Origin of the sequence: Pseudomonas sp. QC2 (assembly GCF_002859085.1) — a bacterium.
In the GTDB taxonomy this organism is placed as follows: domain Bacteria; phylum Pseudomonadota; class Gammaproteobacteria; order Pseudomonadales; family Pseudomonadaceae; genus Aquipseudomonas; species Aquipseudomonas petroselini.
Genome location: NZ_PKKS01000008.1, coordinates 151,666 through 169,940, shown reverse-complemented (window position 1 = coordinate 169,940; position 18,275 = coordinate 151,666). Strand labels below are relative to the sequence as shown.

The 18,275-nt window shown below is 60.7% G+C and carries 17 protein-coding genes; 9 read left to right on the top strand and 8 right to left on the bottom strand.

All coding sequences use genetic code 11. The annotated features are described in order from the left end of the window. Position 1: 1 nt before the first annotated feature. Positions 2 to 901, bottom strand: a complete 900-nt coding sequence (lpxO, locus tag QCBJ_RS07495; RefSeq protein ID WP_046034230.1) for a lipid A hydroxylase LpxO — start codon at positions 899 to 901, stop codon at positions 2 to 4. A gap of 249 nt (positions 902 to 1,150) precedes the next feature. Continuing rightward, positions 1,151 to 2,467, bottom strand: coding sequence for a Wzz/FepE/Etk N-terminal domain-containing protein (locus QCBJ_RS07490; protein ID WP_102060437.1), 1,317 nt, complete (start codon positions 2,465 to 2,467; stop codon positions 1,151 to 1,153). 361 nt (positions 2,468 to 2,828) lie between these two features. On the opposite strand from QCBJ_RS07490, the gene QCBJ_RS07485 reads away from it, so the two are divergent. Continuing rightward, positions 2,829 to 3,215 (top strand): TIGR03067 domain-containing protein, encoded by a 387-nt coding sequence (locus QCBJ_RS07485; RefSeq protein WP_102060436.1) that lies wholly within the window; start codon positions 2,829 to 2,831, stop codon positions 3,213 to 3,215. Between the two features lie 146 nt (positions 3,216 to 3,361). Here the strand turns inward: QCBJ_RS07485 and QCBJ_RS07480 are convergent, their stop codons facing one another. Next, the gene (locus QCBJ_RS07480) at positions 3,362 to 4,174 is read right to left on the bottom strand and encodes a bifunctional 2-polyprenyl-6-hydroxyphenol methylase/3-demethylubiquinol 3-O-methyltransferase UbiG (RefSeq protein ID WP_102060435.1); all 813 of its coding nucleotides are present in this window, start codon (positions 4,172 to 4,174) and stop codon (positions 3,362 to 3,364) included. 155 nt (positions 4,175 to 4,329) lie between these two features. Here QCBJ_RS07480 and QCBJ_RS07475 point away from each other — a divergent pair, with 155 nt between their 5' ends. From QCBJ_RS07475 to QCBJ_RS07465, 3 genes are all read left to right on the top strand, one after another. After that, positions 4,330 to 5,568 (top strand): MFS transporter, encoded by a 1,239-nt coding sequence (locus QCBJ_RS07475; protein WP_102060434.1) that lies wholly within the window; start codon positions 4,330 to 4,332, stop codon positions 5,566 to 5,568. Between the two features lie 142 nt (positions 5,569 to 5,710). After that, a complete protein-coding gene (locus QCBJ_RS07470; protein WP_080567188.1) occupies positions 5,711 to 7,297 on the top strand; it encodes an ABC-F family ATPase in 1,587 nt (528 codons plus the stop codon). A 278-nt stretch (positions 7,298 to 7,575) separates the two neighbouring features. Next, complete coding sequence (locus tag QCBJ_RS07465) at positions 7,576 to 8,751, top strand: MFS transporter (protein WP_043205287.1); 1,176 nt, start codon at positions 7,576 to 7,578, stop codon at positions 8,749 to 8,751. On the opposite strand, the gene QCBJ_RS07460 is transcribed toward QCBJ_RS07465, so the two are convergent. Together QCBJ_RS07460 and QCBJ_RS07455 are read right to left on the bottom strand one after the other, a co-directional pair. Beyond that, complete coding sequence (locus tag QCBJ_RS07460; protein WP_012723997.1) at positions 8,745 to 9,782, bottom strand: dienelactone hydrolase; 1,038 nt, start codon at positions 9,780 to 9,782, stop codon at positions 8,745 to 8,747. The two genes, QCBJ_RS07465 and QCBJ_RS07460, sit on opposite strands and share 7 nt — an antisense overlap. Positions 9,783 to 9,989: 207 nt before the next feature. Continuing rightward, entirely contained in the window at positions 9,990 to 10,601 is a 612-nt protein-coding gene (locus QCBJ_RS07455) for an FMN-dependent NADH-azoreductase (RefSeq protein WP_012723996.1), read from the bottom strand. A gap of 125 nt (positions 10,602 to 10,726) precedes the next feature. Between QCBJ_RS07455 and QCBJ_RS07450 the strand changes: the two genes are divergently transcribed. Both QCBJ_RS07450 and QCBJ_RS07445 read left to right on the top strand, forming a co-directional pair. Next, entirely contained in the window at positions 10,727 to 11,635 is a 909-nt protein-coding gene (locus tag QCBJ_RS07450) for a LysR substrate-binding domain-containing protein (protein ID WP_012723995.1), read from the top strand. Then, the gene (locus QCBJ_RS07445) at positions 11,632 to 11,988 is read left to right on the top strand and encodes an MmcQ/YjbR family DNA-binding protein (protein ID WP_012723994.1); all 357 of its coding nucleotides are present in this window, start codon (positions 11,632 to 11,634) and stop codon (positions 11,986 to 11,988) included. Before QCBJ_RS07450 ends, QCBJ_RS07445 begins: the two co-directional genes overlap by 4 nt. On the opposite strand, the gene QCBJ_RS07440 is transcribed toward QCBJ_RS07445, so the two are convergent. Continuing rightward, on the bottom strand, positions 11,977 to 12,360 hold the full coding sequence (locus QCBJ_RS07440; protein ID WP_012723993.1) for a DUF1294 domain-containing protein: 384 nt from the start codon (positions 12,358 to 12,360) through the stop codon (positions 11,977 to 11,979). The two genes, QCBJ_RS07445 and QCBJ_RS07440, sit on opposite strands and share 12 nt — an antisense overlap. Continuing rightward, a complete protein-coding gene (locus QCBJ_RS07435; protein WP_012723992.1) occupies positions 12,357 to 13,187 on the bottom strand; it encodes an undecaprenyl-diphosphate phosphatase in 831 nt (276 codons plus the stop codon). Before QCBJ_RS07435 ends, QCBJ_RS07440 begins: the two co-directional genes overlap by 4 nt. Before the next feature lie 219 nt (positions 13,188 to 13,406). Between QCBJ_RS07435 and QCBJ_RS07430 the strand changes: the two genes are divergently transcribed. The 3 genes from QCBJ_RS07430 (at position 13,407) to QCBJ_RS07420 (ending at position 16,399) form a co-directional block, all read left to right on the top strand. After that, positions 13,407 to 15,041 (top strand): methyl-accepting chemotaxis protein, encoded by a 1,635-nt coding sequence (locus QCBJ_RS07430; RefSeq protein ID WP_102060433.1) that lies wholly within the window; start codon positions 13,407 to 13,409, stop codon positions 15,039 to 15,041. 279 nt (positions 15,042 to 15,320) lie between these two features. Beyond that, complete coding sequence (gene pnuC / locus QCBJ_RS07425) at positions 15,321 to 15,884, top strand: nicotinamide riboside transporter PnuC (protein ID WP_102060432.1); 564 nt, start codon at positions 15,321 to 15,323, stop codon at positions 15,882 to 15,884. Then, the gene (locus QCBJ_RS07420; protein WP_012723989.1) at positions 15,881 to 16,399 is read left to right on the top strand and encodes an AAA family ATPase; all 519 of its coding nucleotides are present in this window, start codon (positions 15,881 to 15,883) and stop codon (positions 16,397 to 16,399) included. The genes pnuC and QCBJ_RS07420 overlap by 4 nt, the downstream gene beginning before the upstream one ends. Positions 16,400 to 16,544: 145 nt before the next feature. On the opposite strand, the gene ggt is transcribed toward QCBJ_RS07420, so the two are convergent. Further along, a complete protein-coding gene (ggt, locus tag QCBJ_RS07415; RefSeq protein WP_012723988.1) occupies positions 16,545 to 18,269 on the bottom strand; it encodes a gamma-glutamyltransferase in 1,725 nt (574 codons plus the stop codon). Positions 18,270 to 18,275 lie beyond the last annotated feature (6 nt).

Here is an 18,275-nt window from a genome sequence, read left to right as displayed (position 1 = left end):
ATCAGATCAGTAGGAAGATCGCTGCCAAACCAGCGAAGATCGCCCACTTTTCCAGGTAATAACGGGTACGGTTGCGCTTTTTCAGCTCTTTACCACGCAGACGGATCTTGTACAGCCGCGTGAACGCGCGGTTGAGCCCACCGGTCTTGTCACCGTCATCATTGGGCGAACCCGCAGCGGCCATGACGGTACGGCTGAACCAGCGATTGAAAGCCGCCGCCCAGCGGTACTTCATCGGACGCTCAATGTCGCAGAACAGGATGATGCGATTCTGCTGTGTGGTGTTTTCCGCGTAGTGGATATAAGTCTCGTCGAACATCACCGGCTCGCCATCACGCCAGGAGTAGCTTTCGCCATCCACGTTGATGTAGCAACCTGGGTCATTCGGCGTATCCAGGCCCAAGTGATAGCGATACGAGCCGGCATACGGATCACGGTGGCGTACCAATTTTGAGCCCGGCGGCAGCTCGGCAAACATCGCGGCCTTGATCGAGCCGATGCTCTGGACCAACGCCGTGGTGCGCGGGCACAGCTTCATCGCCGACGGATGGCTGTCGCCATACCATTTCAGGTAAAAGCGTTTCCAACCCGACTTGAAGAACGAATTGAAGCCGACGTCGTTGTATTGGTCCGAACGCTTGATTTCCCCGGCGCGCATCAGGTTCTGGCCTTCCTGGCGGATTTCTTCCCAGTGTTCCTGGAGCGGGCTCAGGTCGGGAAAATCGCTGGGCGACAGGTAGGGCCGGCTGGGCAGCTTGGAGAAGAGATAGAGAAAACAGTTGATCGGGGCGAGAAAGGTCGAATGATCACTGAGCTGGCGACCCAGCTTGTGTCGCACCCGGCCACGCAGGTGGACATACGCAATCGAGGCAACGTAAAGAACAACAATGATGAGCTTCAAGGGATTTCGTCACACGTCAGAAGAGAACAGGCTGCTCCTGCGTGCCCACGACGGCCGAGGATGGATAGCAGCACCTGAAATCACAATTCACACAATCGGCACCACCGTCTGAGAGATCGGTGCGTTGCCATTGGCAGTTATTTAGCCACAGTTTGTAACCAAAAGTTAACTAAGAATTGTGAAAAGCTGTCTTCTGAATGTGTTGAGCGGGCTTGCTCAGGGGCACGCCCGCGGTGCGGCTAATCCATCTTATCGAGGGGGTAAACGACGCTCATTGATCACCGAAAATGGCCCGTTCTCCCAGCGAACTTGTGCGAAATGCCGAATCAACGCCACCAAAACACCCAGCATCAGCCCTGCCATCAGGCTCAATGCAATAATCAGGGCTTTTTTCGGTTTGATCGGCCCCAGCGGTTCCTGCGCCTGGCGGTCCACCGTCACCAACTTCAGCGCGCTCATATCGATACTGAGGCCCCGCAGCCGGGCCTCCTCCGCCCACAGTGGCTCCACACCTTGCAGGAATATGTCCTCATCCTTACGGCTGTTGAGCACCTCCACTTCGCGATTGACATCAAGCATGCGCAACTCTTTGCTGATTTCGGCAACCCGATTGTTGGTGAAGTCATCATTGGAACGTTGCGCCAACGCTGTGCGCTCGGCCTCCAGCGCCTCGGTGCCCATGAAGTACAGCGGGATTTTCTGGTTGGTGACTTCGGTGCGCATCACCTGGCCGGCCCCACGAACCGCGCTGGCTCCCATGGCGGAAGGCGTGGTGGGGTTGTTGATGCCGATGGACTTGGCGATGGAAATAGCCTCGGCCAATTCTGCCAAGCGGCTGACGCGTTGCATTTTCATCTGCAAGCGCAGCGCGGAGAGTTCATCCTTCAATTGAGCGCGCTTGACCTTATCCGCCTCCAGCAACCTGGCGATTTTTGACGCTTTGCCCGTTTCGTAGTTGGCGCGTGCCGCGTCGATCTTGCCTTTGAGCTCGTTCAGGCGGTTGTTCACGATCACCTTGAGGTCCGCGCCCACTTGCTCGCGTTGCTGCGTGATCGCATAGGCTACTAACCCGTTTAGAATCGCCACCCCATCAATCCCATTGGGGTACTGCATTTCCAAGCGGAGGTAATTGTTGAGTGCGTCGGGCTTCTTGGGATCTGCGCCCACCAAGTTGATAGCGTTCTGATTGAACGCTTCAAAGCTCTGTTCCAGGCTTCGCCCAGGTTGTTGAAAGGCCTCGAACAAAGGCAGGTTGGCCCTGAAGAAGCCCAGCCGCGTTTCGTAGGAATCCAGCTGTGCACCGACTTTGGCCAGCGCATCGGCCGGCGGCAACTTGTAGACTTCGGAGCGGTTGAGTGCATCCAGCTCATTGATTGCCGCAGGCCGCAACACACTGCTGACTTGGTAAACCCTCGGCGCAAGGAACGCGTAGCCTACTCCCAGAAGGCCCGCCAGAATCGTGCAACCGATGATCAGTTTTTTTTGCTTCCAGATCGCGTGAAACAGTTCAAACAGATCGATTTCATCCGTAGGCAAATATTGATGCAGCTGGGGAGTGTTGTTCAAATGTCTTACACCCTGGTGAGTTGAAATTCAGCGTCCGACAACAGACCTGATCAACAACTGAATAAACAGGGGGCAACGTCCGGCCACACGACACGCATGGCCCTCTGCGGTAACGGAGCCACCCAATTCACTGAAACGTCAGCCTAAGCAGCAAGCGGTTTCATTTCAGTGACACGGGTGTCATTAGTGACAGACACCCAGAACATAGACGCTCCGTTACAAGACGTTACCCGGAGGGCAGGCAAAGTACGCCAATTGCCTGTGTTCATAACGAAAAATTGCATAAGAAAATAAAAAACAGGACCCTTCCTACGCTTGATTACGCATCAGGCCTTCACCCCCTCAGCAAAAAGGAATTTGTATGTCATCCATTTCCGACCCAGACCTTCAAGCCCTCCAAGGTGCCTGGGAGCAAACTTCACTCGAAGACAGTGGCGTGCTTAATCCCGTCGACGCGCACAGCGCCCCCGGCGCAATCACCACGATTAGCGGCGACCGCTTCGAAGTGAAAACCGTCAGTGGCGAGGTGTTGCTGGCTGGCCGGTTTTTCCTGGACGGCAGCACCGTTCCCAAGGGCATTACCTGGGTCGACTCCATAGGGGATGACGCCGGCAAACACTTGCCTGCCAGTTATCGCCTCGAAGGGGATGAGTTTGTGTTCATTGCAGCCGATGAAAGTATGCCCAGGCCAATCGTATTCAGTACTGGCCCAGGTCAAACCATGCGCACGTTCGTGCGGCGCTCCTGAACGACGCCTTACGAACCTGTGACAGTATTTTCACAGGGCCTTCACTTTCGGGTCTATAGGGTGAAGCCTACCTACTCCAGTGAATCTCCAGTGAATCCCTTAGCCCGCGTCTTTTCGTGGGCTTTTTTTGCCTGTGGAATGACGCCTCAATCAGCACGCTTGATGGCCGTCAAGGTAAAGCACATCGGCAATTGCGCAGGCTGGTCTTCGTACTGGTCGTAAAGCTCTTCGCGGTTGGAATGGGCATATTCCTCCAAGTGGCTGATCTGCAAGCCCGCGCAGATCGCGGCGTTTACCAGGTCGCCCAAGGTATGCACATACCAATAAGAGGTGGGCCCGGCAATCTCGCCCTGGCCTTCATAAACAATTGACTCCTGCAGCACAAAGGGCTCGCGCTGGAAGTAGGAGCTGGCCGGCAGGAATGGGTTTTGCGCGCGAGGATCGAACACCTCCAGGAACGGATGGGTTTCGTACATCACCAGCGTGCCGCCGGGTTTCAGGGTGCTGGCAACGTGGTGCATGAACAGCGCCACGTCCGGCATCCAGCCCAGCACACCGATGGTCACCAAGGCGATATCGAAACGCTCGTGCAACGCGTGCGGCAGCTGGTGGATATCACTCTCCACGAACTCAGGGTTGTGCGGCGAGACACCCGCCAGTTCACGGGCCTGCTGCAGAAACGCCGGCGATTGGTCCACGCCCACGACCGAGCGCGCGCCCAGGCTGAACAACGAGAGGCTCTCGCGACCATTGTTACAACACAGTTGCACCACGTCTTTGCCGGCCACGCCTACGTCTTGCAGCACGCCGGTGATGGTAGGGTCCAGACATGAAAAACCAGGCTTGCCGACACCGCTGAGCAGCGCGTTCCAAGTGTCGGTGGTTTTGTGCAGGCTGGCAGATTGGTCCCAGGCGTCCTTGTTGCAGGCGACCGCCTGTTGAGCTGAGGGCATGTCCATTGCGTCTCCAGATAATCCATTGAGTGGGGCTCTGAAAATAAGCCAAGTGCCTGCGGATTAAAACCCCGAGAAACGGGCGAAACTTAACGCCACGCCTGTAGGTCATTAACGCTGTGAGTGTTCAACCCCTGAACGCCGCCTCAGAAGTTCTTGCCGTGGCTAAACATTCCGACCTGCGTAATACCCTGTCCCTGGACAGCCTGAACTTCTTCCTGGCGGATGTGCGCGACGGACTCGGTCCCTACCTCGCCATCTACTTGCTGGCCGTGCACAAATGGGACCCGGCCAGTATCGGCGTGGTCATGACCCTGGCGGGTATCGCCGCGCTGCTCACCCAGGGGCCGGCGGGTGCGTTGATCGACCGTACCCACAGCAAGCGCGCGGTCATTGCGCTGGCCGCCATTGTGGTCACCGCCAGTTGCCTGCTGCTGCCCTTTGTCAGTTCTTTCAGCCTGGTCGCCCTTACCCAGGCTGCCAGCGCCGTTGCCGCGTCCGTGTTTGCCCCAGCGATCAGCGCGATCTCCCTGGGCATCACCGGCCCCCGCGCGTTCACCCGCCGCACAGGGCGCAATGAAACCTTCAACCACGCCGGCAATGCCGTGGCCGCGTTGTTGGCCGGCGGCCTGGCCTACCTGTTCGGGCCGGTGGTGGTGTTCTACCTGATGGCCTTTATGGCGGTGGCCAGTATCGTCGCGATCAGTTGCGTGTCGGCCGAGGCGATCGACCACGACGTCGCCCGAGGCTTCGACCCGGCGCATCACACCGATCATGAGCAACCGTCCGGCATGAAGGTATTGCTGGCGAACCGCCCGCTGTTGTTGTTCGCCATCTGCTGCGCGTTGTTCCACCTGGCCAATGCGGCGATGCTGCCGCTGGTCAGCCAAAAGCTGGCGCAGATCAACCTGCACATGGCCACCCCGCTGACGTCGGCGTGCATCGTCGCCGCGCAACTCGTGATGGTGCCGATGGCCTGGCTGGTTGGGTTGAAGGCCGACATCTGGGGACGCAAGCCGTTGCTGATGGCCGGCTTCATGATCCTGCCGTTGCGCGGCGTGCTCTACACCCTGTCCAGCGACCCTTACTGGCTGGTGGCCGTGCAAATGCTCGACGGCATCGGCGCAGGTATCTTCGGCGCGTTGTTCCCGGTAATCGTCAAGGACCTGACCCAGGGCACCGGCCGGTTCAACGTCAGCCTGGGCGCCCTCTCCACCGTCTTTGGCCTGGGCGCGGCGCTGAGCAGCAGCCTGGCAGGTTTTGTGGTGCAAGAGGCCGGCTACAACGCGGCATTCCTGACCCTGGCCGGCGTGGCGGCGCTGGCCTTGGCGCTGTTATGGCTGGCGATGCCGGAGACGTTGGAGAAACCTTCCTTCGCTCGACATACAACTGTCGCCTGACATATGCGACAATGCGCGCCAAATTCCAACACACATCCCAAATTTTCTGCTCAGCGACCGGGTTTCGCGCCTTGATGTCGCTGTTGACGCATGCCTGAAGGCTCCTGCCGTCACGCTCGCAACCCATTGATAGGTAAAGTAATTGATCTCCACAGCTAACATCACCATGCAGTTCGGCGCCAAGCCGCTCTTTGAGAACGTCTCGGTCAAGTTCGGCGCCGGCAACCGTTATGGTTTGATCGGTGCCAACGGTTGCGGCAAGTCGACCTTCATGAAAATCCTCGGCGGCGACCTGGATCCGTCCGGCGGCCAGGTCATGCTGGAGCCGAATGTACGCCTGGGTAAACTGCGCCAGGACCAGTTCGCCTACGAAGAGTTCACCGTGCTCGACACCGTGATCATGGGCCACGAAGAGCTGTGGAAGGTCAAGGCCGAGCGCGACCGTATCTACTCGCTGCCGGAAATGAGCGAAGACGACGGCATGGCCGTGGCCGAGCTGGAAACCGAGTTCGCCGAGATGGACGGCTACACCGCCGAATCGCGGGCCGGTGAGCTGCTGCTGGGCCTGGGCATTCCCCTGGAACAGCACTTTGGCCCGATGAGCGAAGTGTCCCCAGGCTGGAAGCTGCGTGTACTGCTGGCCCAGGCATTGTTCTCCGATCCTGAAGTGCTGTTGCTCGACGAACCGACCAACCACTTGGACATCAACACCATCCGCTGGCTGGAAAACATCCTGACCCAGCGCTCCAGCCTGATGATCATCATCTCTCACGACCGTCACTTCCTGAACAGCGTGTGCACCCACATGGCTGACCTGGACTACGGCGAGCTGCGCCTGTTCCCGGGCAACTACGACGAGTACATGACCGTGGCGACCCAGTCCCGCGAGCAATTGCTGTCGGACAACGCCAAGAAGAAGGCGCAGATCTCCGAACTGCAATCCTTCGTCAGCCGCTTCTCGGCAAACGCCTCGAAAGCCAAGCAGGCCACCTCCCGTGCCAAGGCGATCGACAAGATCCAACTGGCCGAGGTCAAGCCTTCGAGCCGCGTGAGCCCGTTCATCCGTTTCGAACAGACCAAAAAGCTGCACCGCCAGGCGGTCATCGTCGAGCGCATGGCCAAAGGCTTCGATGGCAAGCCGCTGTTCAAGGACTTCAGCTTCCAGGTTGAAGCGGGCGAGCGCGTGGCCATCATCGGCCCGAACGGCATTGGCAAGACCACCCTGCTGCGCACCCTGGTCAACGAACTGACGCCGGACGCCGGTAGCATCAAGTGGACCGAAGCCGCTGAACTGGGCTACTACGCACAGGACCACGCCCACGACTTCGAAGACGACATGAGCCTGTTCGACTGGATGGGCCAGTGGACCCAAGGCGAGCAAGTGATCCGTGGCACCCTGGGCCGCATGCTGTTCTCCAACGACGAGATCCTCAAATCGGTCAAGGTGATCTCCGGTGGTGAGCAAGGTCGCATGCTGTTCGGCAAGCTGATCCTGCAAAAGCCGAACGTGCTGATCATGGACGAACCGACCAACCACTTGGACATGGAATCCATCGAAGCACTGAACCTGGCGCTGGAAAACTACCCAGGCACGCTGATCTTCGTCAGCCACGACCGCGAGTTCGTATCGTCCCTGGCCACCCGCATCATCGAGTTGAGCGCCGATGGCGTGATCGACTTCAGCGGCACCTACGACGACTACCTGCGCAGCCAAGGCGTGGTGTTCTAAAACACACGCTTGTAATGAGCGCGCTTGTTGTGGTGAGCGGGCTTGCCCCGCGCTGGGGTGCGAAGCGGCCCTAAAAAGAACACCGCGCTCTGTCCGACAGAACGCGGTGTTTTCTATTGGGGCCGCTTCGCAGCCCAGCGCGGGGCAAGCCCACTCACCACAACAAGCCCGCTCACCACAACAACACACCTGTTCATCAGGCAAAGTAGTTAGCCTGCTTTCTTTTCCCCCTGGCCCTTGCCATCATGCCCTCACCGCCCGCCCGCGAATGAGTGCCCATGCCTGCCGCCGCTCCCAGTTCAATGTCGATCACCCTGAAGATCGTCTCCATCGTCTTCTACACCTTCATCGCCTTTATCTGCATCGGCCTGCCGATTGCGGTGATCCCAGGCTATGTGCACGAACAACTGGGCTTCAGCGCCGTGGTGGCCGGGGTCACGATCGGCTCGCAATACCTGGCCACCCTGCTCAGCCGCCCCATGGCCGGGCGCATGTCCGACACCGTCGGCACCAAACGCGCGATCGTGTTGGGGCTGGCCGGGATCCTTGTGAGTGGTGTGCTGACGTTTTTCGCGACGCTGGTGGATAGCTTGCCGTCATTGAGCCTGGGCATTCTGATCGTCGCGCGGCTGTTGCTGGGCGTAGCCCAAGGGCTGATCGGCGTGGGTACCATCAGTTGGTGCATGGGCGCCGTCGGCGCCGAACACACGGCGCGCTCGATTTCGTGGAACGGCATCGCCTCCTACGGTGCCATCGCCATCGGTGCGCCGCTGGGCGTGGTGATGGTGGCCGAGTATGGCTACAACAGCCTCGGCATTGCGCTGTCGGTGTTGTCCGCATTGGGCCTGGTGCTGATCCGCAACAAACCCTCGGTGCCGGTAGTGCGCGGTGAGCGCCTGCCGTTCTGGGCGGTGTTCGGGCGTATCGCACCGTTTGGCGCCAGCCTGTGCCTGGCGTCCATCGGCTACGGCACCCTCACCACCTTTATTACCCTGTATTACCTCAATCGCGGCTGGGCCGGCGCAGCGTACTGCCTGACCGTGTTCGGCGTGTGCTTTATCCTGTCGCGTCTAGTGTTTATCTCGGCCATCAGCCGCTTTGGTGGCTTCCGCGCCGCGATTGCCTGCATGACCATCGAGACCTTGGGCCTGACGCTGCTCTGGCTCGCACCGTCCACCGGGGTGGCATTGATGGGGGCCGGGCTGACCGGCTTTGGCTTGTCACTGGTGTACCCGGCGCTGGGTGTGGAAGCCATCAAGCAGGTGCCCAACAGCAGCCGAGGCGCGGGACTGAGTGCGTATGCGGTGTTCTTTGATTTGGCCCTGGCGATTGCCGGGCCATTGATGGGCGCCGTGGCGCTGAACCTCGGCTATGGCTGGATCTTCTTCTGCGCGGCACTGCTGTCGGTGACCGCACTGGGCCTGACGCTACTGCTCAAGCGCCGCGCTTACTGATCAGCCGTCTGCAAACCGGCGCGGGTGGATTGGCCGAGGGTGTGGCTGAAAAAACGCCCCGCCTCGGAAATCAGGTCGCGGTGAATGCCCTCGCGGTCGACGCCATCGGCATCGGTGCAAATCGCCGGCATTGCGGCCAACTGATCGCTGTCGCACGGCGCCATGAACACGAAATGCCCGGCCCCGGCCAGCAGTTTGAAGTCCGGCGGTTCCGGCAGTTTGCGCGCCAGGGCCGCCGCGTTCTTGTCCACGGCCACCAGCTTGTCGCCGTCGCCGCTGTAGAGCAGCACCGGCACATGCACATCCGCCAGGGTGTGGCGACCAAACATCAGGCTCAGCGGTGCCATCAGCATCAAGGCATGAATACGCGGGTCGGACTGCGGTTGCAGGTCGTCACGGTCCACCACCAGTTCGCCCTTGGTGGTGCAGGCGTCGCGGTCTTCCGGGCGCTCCTGGCAATAACGGCGCAACCGGTCGAAGTCCGGCTTGGCACCGGCCAGGATCAACGCGGTCTCGCCCCCGGCGGAGTAACCGATAACCCCCACTTGATCGATGTTGACGAACGGCGAGAGCATCGGGTCGCCCAAGGTCGCGGTGATCGCTTCGGAAATCTGGATCGGCCGGCCATACAGGTTACTCACCGTGCCCAGGCGGCTGTGGTCCTTGTAGTTGTCGCCGGGGTGCAACACCGCCACCACCACAAAGCCTTTGCGCGCCAATGAGGTGGCCAGGTCATGCAGGGCCAGGGGCGTGCCAGTGTTGCCGTGGGACAACATCAACATCGGGAAACGGCCGATGGCAATCTTGGAGTCTTCGGTGGCAGCAACGTGGTACGCACCCAATTGTGTGGTGTGCTCAAGCCCGGTGGACGGGTAAAAGGCCACGGCCTTCATCGGCTGCAAGTCCAGCGGATCAAGAAACGTCATGCGATGGAAACCCACACTCCAATGCGGGTGCGGTGCCGGCGCAGCGTGCACTGAAATCAGGCCGCCGAGCAGGGAAAGAACCATAACAGCACAAAGACGCATCATGGGGATGTCCACCTTTGCTGCGTGAGAACCGACATATCGAAGAAACGTCCAGGTTGTTAAACCCATGCTTGCACAACCTGGGCCAAAGTAATGACAGCGGGTAAACGAAAAAACTCCGTACTCCGGTCGTTTTCAGGCGAGCAGAATACAGAGTTTAGGCGCCCGGCTTCAGATTGAAACCGAGGAAGGGCGAAATTTACACAAGCCTTACGCGGCGGCGAACAATTGTTCGTTGATCAGTACGTTGGCGTCGCTCAGGGCTTTGCTGCGCACTTCGTCACCGTAGGCCAGGCCTTCGGCACGCACGATCTCGATATCGGTGATGCCCAGGAAGCCAAACAGCAGTTTCAGGTAGCCTTCATGGGCGGCACCCGTGGCTTGCCCGGCATGCATGCCACCGGACGTGGACACGATGATGACTTTCTTGTTGCCGCACAGGCCTTCCGGACCGGCTTCGCTGTAGCGGAATGTCTGGCCGGCGACGGCGATGCGGTCGATCCAGGCTTTCAACTGGGTTGGAATAGTGAAGTTGTACATCGGCGCACCCACCACCACCGCGTCGGCGGCGAGGAACTCGGCCAGCGACGATGCGCTCAGCTCGGCCTCATGCTTTTGCGCGGCATCACGCAGCTCGGCAGCGGTGCCCAGGGCGCCCAAGGTCGCGCCGGAGAAGTGGTTGATGCCTTCGCTGGCCAAGTCACGGTAGGTCACTTCCACACCCGGCTCCGCAGCTTGCCAGGCCTTGACCACGCCGGCGCTGAGCTGACGGGACGCCGAGTTGTCGCCGAGGATGCTGGAATCGATATGCAACAGTTTCATGGTGGATCTCCGAGGTGGGATCGACAGTGGCGATCAGATGGTGGTGATCCTACGCATCAAACGAATAGTCGATAAGTCAGCTCAAATGCGATAGTTTGTCCCACTGACAGGACAATAGGCTGACCATGCAAGACCTCAACGACCTCTACTATTTCGCCAAAGTCGTGGAAGCCGGCGGTTTCGCGGCGGCCGGGCGCCTGCTGGGGATTCCCAAGTCCCGGTTGTCGCGACGCATCGCCGAGCTGGAAGAACGCCTCGGCGCGCGCCTGCTGCAACGCACCACCCGCCAATTGACGCTTACCGCCGTCGGCGAGCGTTACCTGCGGCATTGCCAGGCGATGCTGCTGGAAGCGGAAATGGCCGATGAGGCCGTCGCCAGCATGTCCAGCGAGCCCCGTGGGCGGCTGCGGGTGAGCTGTCCGGTGGGCATGGCCCAGCACATCCTGCCGGAAATCGTCGCGGGTTTTCTCGCAGCCCACCCTCAGGTGCAATTGGAGATGACCCTGGTCAACCGCCGCGTCGACCTGGTGGCCGAGGGCATCGATGTGGCCCTGCGTGTGCGCGAGCTCGGTGATGAAGACCCCTTGCTGGTCACCAAGCGCCTGCGTCAGGCGCAGACCGTGCTGGTGGCCAGCCCCGCGTTGATGCTCGGTCGTCAGGTGGCCAGCCTTGAGGACCTCAAGCAATTGCCGATCCTCGGGGCGCTGGAGGCGGATCGCCTGGTGCATCAGCGCATTATCGACCCGCAGGGCCATGCCCACGAGCTGGCGATGGAGGCCCGGCTGGGTATCGACGACTTCATCGTGCGCAAAACCAGCGCCATCATGGGCCTGGGCTTCACCATACTGCCGATGATGTACTGTGAAGCCGAACTGGCCAGCGGCCAGTTGGTACAACTGCTGCCGGAATGGTCGTTGCCGGGCGGCTGGCTGCAAGCGGTGTACCCGCATCGCCGTGGCGTGTTGCCGGCCATCCGCGCCTGGATCGATTACCTGGAAGAAGGTTTCAAAGGCTGTGGAGACCGCCTGCTATGAAAATGACCGAAGCCCAAGTCGCGACCTTCTGCCTGAGCCTGCCCGGCGCGCGGGAGGACTACAAATGGGGCGGCGTGCGGGTATTCTCGATTGCCGGCAACAAGATGTTCGCGCTGCAAAACCTGCGCGGTGACTCGCTGGCGTTCAAGGTCGACAAGGAATTGTTCCTCGGCCATGTGGACCGCCCAGGCATCCACCCGGCGCCGTACCTGGCACGTGCGCAGTGGATCATCATGAACACGCCCTACCCGCTGGGCGCCGAGGAGCTGCGTGGCTTGTTGCAGCGCTCCCACCAGTTGGTGGTGAGCAAACTGCCCAAGCGCACGCAGATCGGGTTGTTGCTAGAGGATTGAAACCAGGGTACCGCCGAGGAACATCTGGTCCAGCCAAAACACCTGGTGCAGCAACACGATCACCCAGAACAGCACCTGGTAGGACACCTTGCGCGTCTTGTGCCGGAACACCTGCTGCGCAATCAACGCGCCCGGCCAACCGCCTGCCAGCTCGACGGCGTGCAGGATATTTTCCGGCGTGCGCCAGCTGTCGGTGCGCGCCTTGCGCTTGTCGCTCCAGTACAGGAAGAACGCGATCACGCTGACCACGCCATAGGCCACCAGCGGAATCAGCGTCTCGCCACGCTGCCACACCAATACCGACCCCAACAACGGCGCCGCGCACAGCAGCACAAAGATCGCCGCCTTCAGGCGTGGGTGCTGAATCATCATGCCTTGGCCGCGGTCCAGTCGATCCAGCCGAACTGCCAGGTCGCCAGGATCAGCAAACCGAACGCAATGCGGTACCAGGCAAACGCGGCATAGCTGTGACTGGCAATGAACTTGAGCAGGCCCTTGACCGCGATCATCGCGAAGATAAACGAGGTCACGAAGCCGATGACGAACACCGGCAGGTCCGCCGGCTGGAACAGGTCACGGTACTTGTAGCCCGAATACACTGCCGCGCCGACCATGGTTGGCATGGCCAGGAAGAACGAAAACTCGGTGGCGGTCTTGCGTGACAGCCCGAACAACAGGCCGCCGATAATGGTCGAGCCCGAACGCGAGGTGCCCGGGATCATCGCCAGGCACTGCGCCAGGCCGACTTTGAGCGCGTCTTTCCAGGTGATGTCATCGACGGTCTCGGCATGCACTTCATGTTCACGACGCTCGGCCCACAACATGACGATGCCGCCCAGCACCAGGGCCGTGGCGACGGTGATCGGGTTGAACAGGTAGTGGTGAATCACGTCAGCGAAAATCACCCCCAACACCACCGCCGGCATAAAGGCGATCAGCAGGTTGACGGTAAACCGCTGGGCCTTGCGCTGGGTCGGCAGGCCGCTGACCACTTCGAAAATCTTGCCCCGGAACTCCCACACCACGGCCAGGATGGCGCCCAGCTGAATGATGATGTTGAACGCGTTGAAACGGTCGCCGGTAAAGTCGAGCAAGTCGGCGACGATGATCTGGTGGCCGGTGCTGGAAATCGGCAGGAACTCGGTAAGCCCCTCCACAACGCCAAGAATCACTGCCTGAATGGCGGTCCAAAAATCCATACTTCCCCCAAAGGTCTTGCTCTACGGCAAGCCTTGTTAATCTTTTTAATGGTTCACTGACGACAAGACACAGCGCTGAGTTTCAACCCCACGCTGCAAAAATCCTGTGAAAAATCAGACAGTACTCAGGTTTTTCGATTACAGGCCGAAAGCCTATCAGACAAGGCGTAAAAGTCGATGTGGCGCCCACAATTATAAAAAGCCCGGAGTGACAGGACGATGAACAGTTTGCGCAATATGTCGATCAGCCGACGGCTCTGGCTGATCCTGATAGTCGCCGTGCTGATGCTGATGGCCCTGGGTTTGCTGATGCTCAAGCAGATCCATGACGACCTCTACCAGGCCAAAAGCCTGCAGACCCAACACGTGGTCCAGACCGCCAGCGGTATCCTGACGTTTTATCACAGCCTCGAAACCACCGGCGTGATGACCCGCGAAGCCGCCCAGAAACAAGCCATGAACGCGGTGCGCGGCTTGCGCTACGACCATGACGACTATTTCTGGATCAACGACCTCACGCCCGTGATGATCATGCATCCGGCCAACCCCAAGCTCGACGGCCAGAACCTGTCGGCGATCCGCGACCCCGACGGGTTTGCCGTGTTCAACGAATTCGTGATCCTGGCCAAGGCCAAGGGCGCGGGCATCATCAACTATCGCTGGCCGAAGCCGGGTGCCGAAGCGCCCGTGGCCAAGACCTCGTATATCCAACTGTTCGAGCCGTGGGGCTGGATCATCGGTTCCGGGGTCTACGTGGATGATGTACAGGCCGAGTTCAGCGCCCAGGTCTGGAAAGCCTCGTTTATCGGCTTGGGCATCGCGGTGGTCATGGCGTTGCTGGTGTCGTTGATCGCCCGCAGCATCGTACGGCCGTTGCAGGACGCCGTGAATGCCATGGGCAACATCGCCAGCGGCGAAAGCGACCTCACCCGCAGCCTCGATACCCATGGCCAGGACGAAGTCACCCAACTGTCCCAACACTTCAACAGCTTTACCGCCAAGCTGCGTCTGGTGGTAACCCAGTTGCAGGCATGCGCCAACGCATTGGGCCAGTCCTCGCAAGAGCTGGGCGCCAACGCCACCCAGGCCCATGACCGCAGCCAGCAACAGTCCCAGCAGATGGAGCTGGTGGCCACGGCCATCAACGAAGTCACCTACGGCGTGCAGGACGTGGCCAAGAACGCCGAACACGCCGCCAGCGAAATGCGCGATGCCCAGGCCCAGGCGCAGCAAGGCCAGGTCAACATCGACGGCAGCCTGCAGCAGATCGACCAGCTCTCGGGCACCATCAGCCAGGCGGTGGAAGTGATTCGCACCCTGTCCGCCGAAAGTACCCAGATCGGCAGCGTGCTCGAGGTCATCCGCTCCATCGCGGACCAGACCAACCTGCTGGCCCTTAACGCGGCGATTGAAGCGGCACGCGCGGGCGAACAAGGCCGTGGCTTTGCCGTGGTGGCCGATGAAGTGCGCCTGCTGGCCCAGCGCACGCAAAAGTCCACCGCCGAGATCCAGGGCATGATCGAGCGCCTGCAAGGCCACTCGGAAGCGGCGGTCAAGGTGATCAGCGAAAGTCACAGCGCCTCGCAACTGACCATCGAACAGGCCGGCCAGGCCGGCGCCAGCCTGACCGCCATCGGGCAAGCCCTGAATAACCTCAACGGCCTGAATGCGTCGATTGCCAGCGCCACCCTGCAACAGGCCCATGTGGTGGAAGACATCAACCAGAACGTCACCCAGGCCGCCGGTTTGTCCCACAGCACGGCGCTGGCGGCGGAACAGTCGAGCGTGGCGAGTGCGCAATTGCGCGGGTTGAGCGAACAACTCGACGGCCTGCTGCGCCAATTCAAAGTGTAGTTTTGTGGTGAGCGGGCTTGTTGTGGTGAGCAAGCCAATTGTGGTTAGCGGGCCTATTGTGATGAGCAGGCTTGTTGTGGTGAGCGGGCTTGCCCCGCGCTGGGCTGCGTAGCAGCCCCAATAAATACGCCGCGTATTGCCTGACAGTACGCGGCGATTGGTTTTAGGGCTGCTGCGCAGCCCAGCGTGGGGCAAGCCCGCTCACTACAACAGCCAATTCCTAGACCCACCTTCTTTGGTTACAATCCCCGCCCTCTCCCACTCTCCCAAGGAACCACCATGTCCGGGCTTGAACTGTTCGCCGCCGCCCTGGGGGTGATCGCCGTATGGCTGACGGTCAAGCAGAACCCTTGGTGCTGGCCTATCGGGCTGGTGATGGTGTTGCTGTACACCTGGGTGTTCTTCGACGTAAAACTCTATTCCGACATGCTCTTGCAGGTGGTCTACGCCGCGCTGCAAGTCTACGGTTGGTGGCAGTGGACCCGCGCCGGCGAGGTCCAGCAGGGCCGCCAAGTGACCAGCCTCGGTGTGCCGGCGATCATGGCCAGCCTGGCGGTGGGGGCAATCGGCAGCTTGCTGCTCGGCGCCGCGATGGCGCACTGGACCGACGCCGCCCAACCCTGGCTGGATGCCGCCCTGACCGGTTTCAGCCTGGTGGCGCAACTGTGGATGGCGCAGAAGCGCGTGCAGTGCTGGCCACTGTGGATTGCCGTGGACGTGATCTTCGTCGGGCTGTTTGTCTACAAAGGCCTCTACCTCACCGCCGCGCTCTACGCGCTGTTCACCGTGATCGCCGTGCAAGGCTGGCGCGAATGGCGCGCCGACCCGGCGTTGCACGCATGAAGGTGGTGGTACTGGCCGGGCCGGAATCCAGTGGTAAAAGCTGGCTGGCGACAGAGCTGCAAGCGCAGTTTGGCGGGTTGATGGTGCGTGAATACGTGCGTGAATTCATCGACCATCACCAGCGTGATACCTGCCTTGCGGATATCCCGGCCATCGCCCGTGGCCAACTCGCCTGGGAAGACGCCGCCCGCGCCGAACAGCCCCGCCTGCTGATCCTCGATACGCACTTGCTGACCAACAAACTGTGGAGCCAGACCCTGTTTGGCGACTACCCGGCCTGGCTGGACGACGAACTGCTGGCTCGGCACTACGACCTGCACCTGCTGTTGTCGCCGGAAGATGTGGAGTGGACGGCCGATGGGCAACGCTGCCAACCAGAGCTGGCCGACCGCAGGGCGTTTTTCCAGGACAGCCTGGACTGGATGCAGCAGCACCAGCAACCCGTCGTGGTCATCAGGGGAAATTGGGAAGAACGCCGGAGCGCCGCATTCACCGCAGTAGAACAGCTGTTGTAGTGAGCGGGCTTGCCCCGCGCTGGGCTGCGTAGCAGCCCTAAAACCATACACCGCGCTCTGTCAGGCAGAACGCGGTGTTTTTATTGGGGCTGCTACGCAGCCCAGCGCGGGCGGTGCGAAGATTCGACAAGCCCGCGCGCCCCCGTCAGTACCCCAGCGACAGCCCCGTATTACGACGCGGGTCATTCGCCCCATAGAAGCGGTTGTTACCCACCGGCTTGCCACCCAGCGACGGCGCGCCCACCAGGATCGCCGCCAAGTGGTTGGCATCCTGCGGACCGGCAAACTTGTGGCCCCAGCTTTCCAGGATCTTCTGGGTGTCCGGGCTCACGGCAAACGTCTCGAGGTTGGTGGTCTCCGGCATCCACTGCTGGTGGAAACGCGGCGCGTCCACGGCTTCCTGGATGTTCATCTTGTAGTCGATGACATTCAGGATGGTCAGCAAGGTCGCGGTAATGATGCGGCTGCCACCTGGCGTGCCCACCACCATCACAGCCTTGCCATCCTTGGTCACGATGGTCGGGCTCATCGACGACAGCGGCGCCTTGCCCGGCGCGATGGCGTTGGCTTCACCCTGGACCAGCCCGTACATGTTCGGCACGCCGACCTTGACGGTGAAGTCGTCCATTTCATCGTTGAGGATCACCCCAGTCTTGCTCGCCATCACGCCCGCGCCGAACCAGTCGTTGAGGGTGTAGGTCACCGACACCGCATTGCCCCACTTGTCGACGATGGAATAGTGGGTGGTGTTGTTACCTTCGTGAGGTGATACGCCCGGCTTGATGGCTTGGGAATCCCCGGCCTTTTGCGGTTCGATGGCGTCGCGCAGTTTGGTCGCGTAGTTTTTATCCAGCAGGTGCTCGATCGGGTTCTTCACGAAGTCCGGGTCGCCGAGGTAGCTGTTACGGTCCACATAAGCGTGGCGCATGGCTTCGATCTGGTAGTGCAGGCCTTGGGCCGAGTGATAGCCGAGGTCGGCCATCGGGTAGCCTTCGAGGATGTTCATGATCTGGCAGATCACCACGCCACCCGAGCTTGGTGGCGGTGCCGAGACCACGTGGTAGCCACGGTAGTCGCACTCGATGGGTGCCAACTCACGGGTCTTGTATTTGTCGAGGTCCGCCTGGGTGATGATGCCCTTGCCGGCCTGGCTGGAATCCACCAGCGCCTTGGCGACCCAACCTTTATAGAAACCGTCGGTGCCCTTGGCCGAGATTTCCTTGAGGGTCTTGGCCAGGTCTTTCTGCACCAGTTTCTGACCCACCTGCAGCGGCTGGCCGTTGTGCAGGAAGATCGCGCGCATGTCCTTGTCTTTTTCAAACTCGCCGGTGGCGGTGTGCAGCAGGTCGATATCACCCTGCTCCAGGGCAAAGCCGTTTTCCGCCAGCTTGATCGCCGGTGCGATGACCTGAGCGCGCTTGAGGGTGCCGTATTTGCTCAGGGCCAGTTCCATCCCCGACACGGTGCCGGGTACGCCGACGGCCAAGTGGCCCTTGGCGCTGAGGCCTTCGATGACGTTGCCGTCTTTGTCCAGGTACATATCGGCGGTGGCCGCCAGCGGGGCTTTTTCGCGGAAATCGAGGAAGGTCTTGCGCCCGTCTGCCAGTTGCACGGTCATGAAACCGCCACCCCCCAGGTTACCCGCCGCCGGGTACACCACGGCCAGCGCATAGCCCACCGCGACAGCAGCATCGACCGCGTTGCCGCCGGCCTTGAGCACATCCACGCCCACATGAGTGGCCAAATGCTGGGCCGTCACCACCATGCCATTTTCACCGGCCACCGGGGCCTGGGAAGCGGCGTGCACACCACTGACCGTCAACACCAGGGCTGTGGCAATCAAGGTACGGCTGAAGGGTTGGTATTTCATCCATGG

Bases quoted from the DNA above. Each gene is read 5' to 3' on its own strand.
- QCBJ_RS07485 (WP_102060436.1), top strand. From the start codon at position 2,829: ATGTCATCCATTTCCGACCCAGACCTTCAAGCCCTCCAAGGTGCCTGG.
- QCBJ_RS07480 (WP_102060435.1), bottom strand. From the start codon at position 4,174: ATGGACATGCCCTCAGCTCAACAGGCGGTCGCCTGCAACAAGGACGCC.
- QCBJ_RS07465 (WP_043205287.1), top strand. From the start codon at position 7,576: ATGCCTGCCGCCGCTCCCAGTTCAATGTCGATCACCCTGAAGATCGTC.
- QCBJ_RS07460 (WP_012723997.1), bottom strand. From the start codon at position 9,782: ATGATGCGTCTTTGTGCTGTTATGGTTCTTTCCCTGCTCGGCGGCCTG.
- QCBJ_RS07455 (WP_012723996.1), bottom strand. From the start codon at position 10,601: ATGAAACTGTTGCATATCGATTCCAGCATCCTCGGCGACAACTCGGCG.
- QCBJ_RS07450 (WP_012723995.1), top strand. From the start codon at position 10,727: ATGCAAGACCTCAACGACCTCTACTATTTCGCCAAAGTCGTGGAAGCC.
- QCBJ_RS07445 (WP_012723994.1), top strand. From the start codon at position 11,632: ATGAAAATGACCGAAGCCCAAGTCGCGACCTTCTGCCTGAGCCTGCCC.
- QCBJ_RS07440 (WP_012723993.1), bottom strand. From the start codon at position 12,360: ATGATGATTCAGCACCCACGCCTGAAGGCGGCGATCTTTGTGCTGCTG.
- QCBJ_RS07435 (WP_012723992.1), bottom strand. From the start codon at position 13,187: ATGGATTTTTGGACCGCCATTCAGGCAGTGATTCTTGGCGTTGTGGAG.
- QCBJ_RS07430 (WP_102060433.1), top strand. From the start codon at position 13,407: ATGAACAGTTTGCGCAATATGTCGATCAGCCGACGGCTCTGGCTGATC.
- pnuC (WP_102060432.1), top strand. From the start codon at position 15,321: ATGTCCGGGCTTGAACTGTTCGCCGCCGCCCTGGGGGTGATCGCCGTA.
- QCBJ_RS07420 (WP_012723989.1), top strand. From the start codon at position 15,881: ATGAAGGTGGTGGTACTGGCCGGGCCGGAATCCAGTGGTAAAAGCTGG.
- ggt (WP_012723988.1), bottom strand. From the start codon at position 18,269: ATGAAATACCAACCCTTCAGCCGTACCTTGATTGCCACAGCCCTGGTG.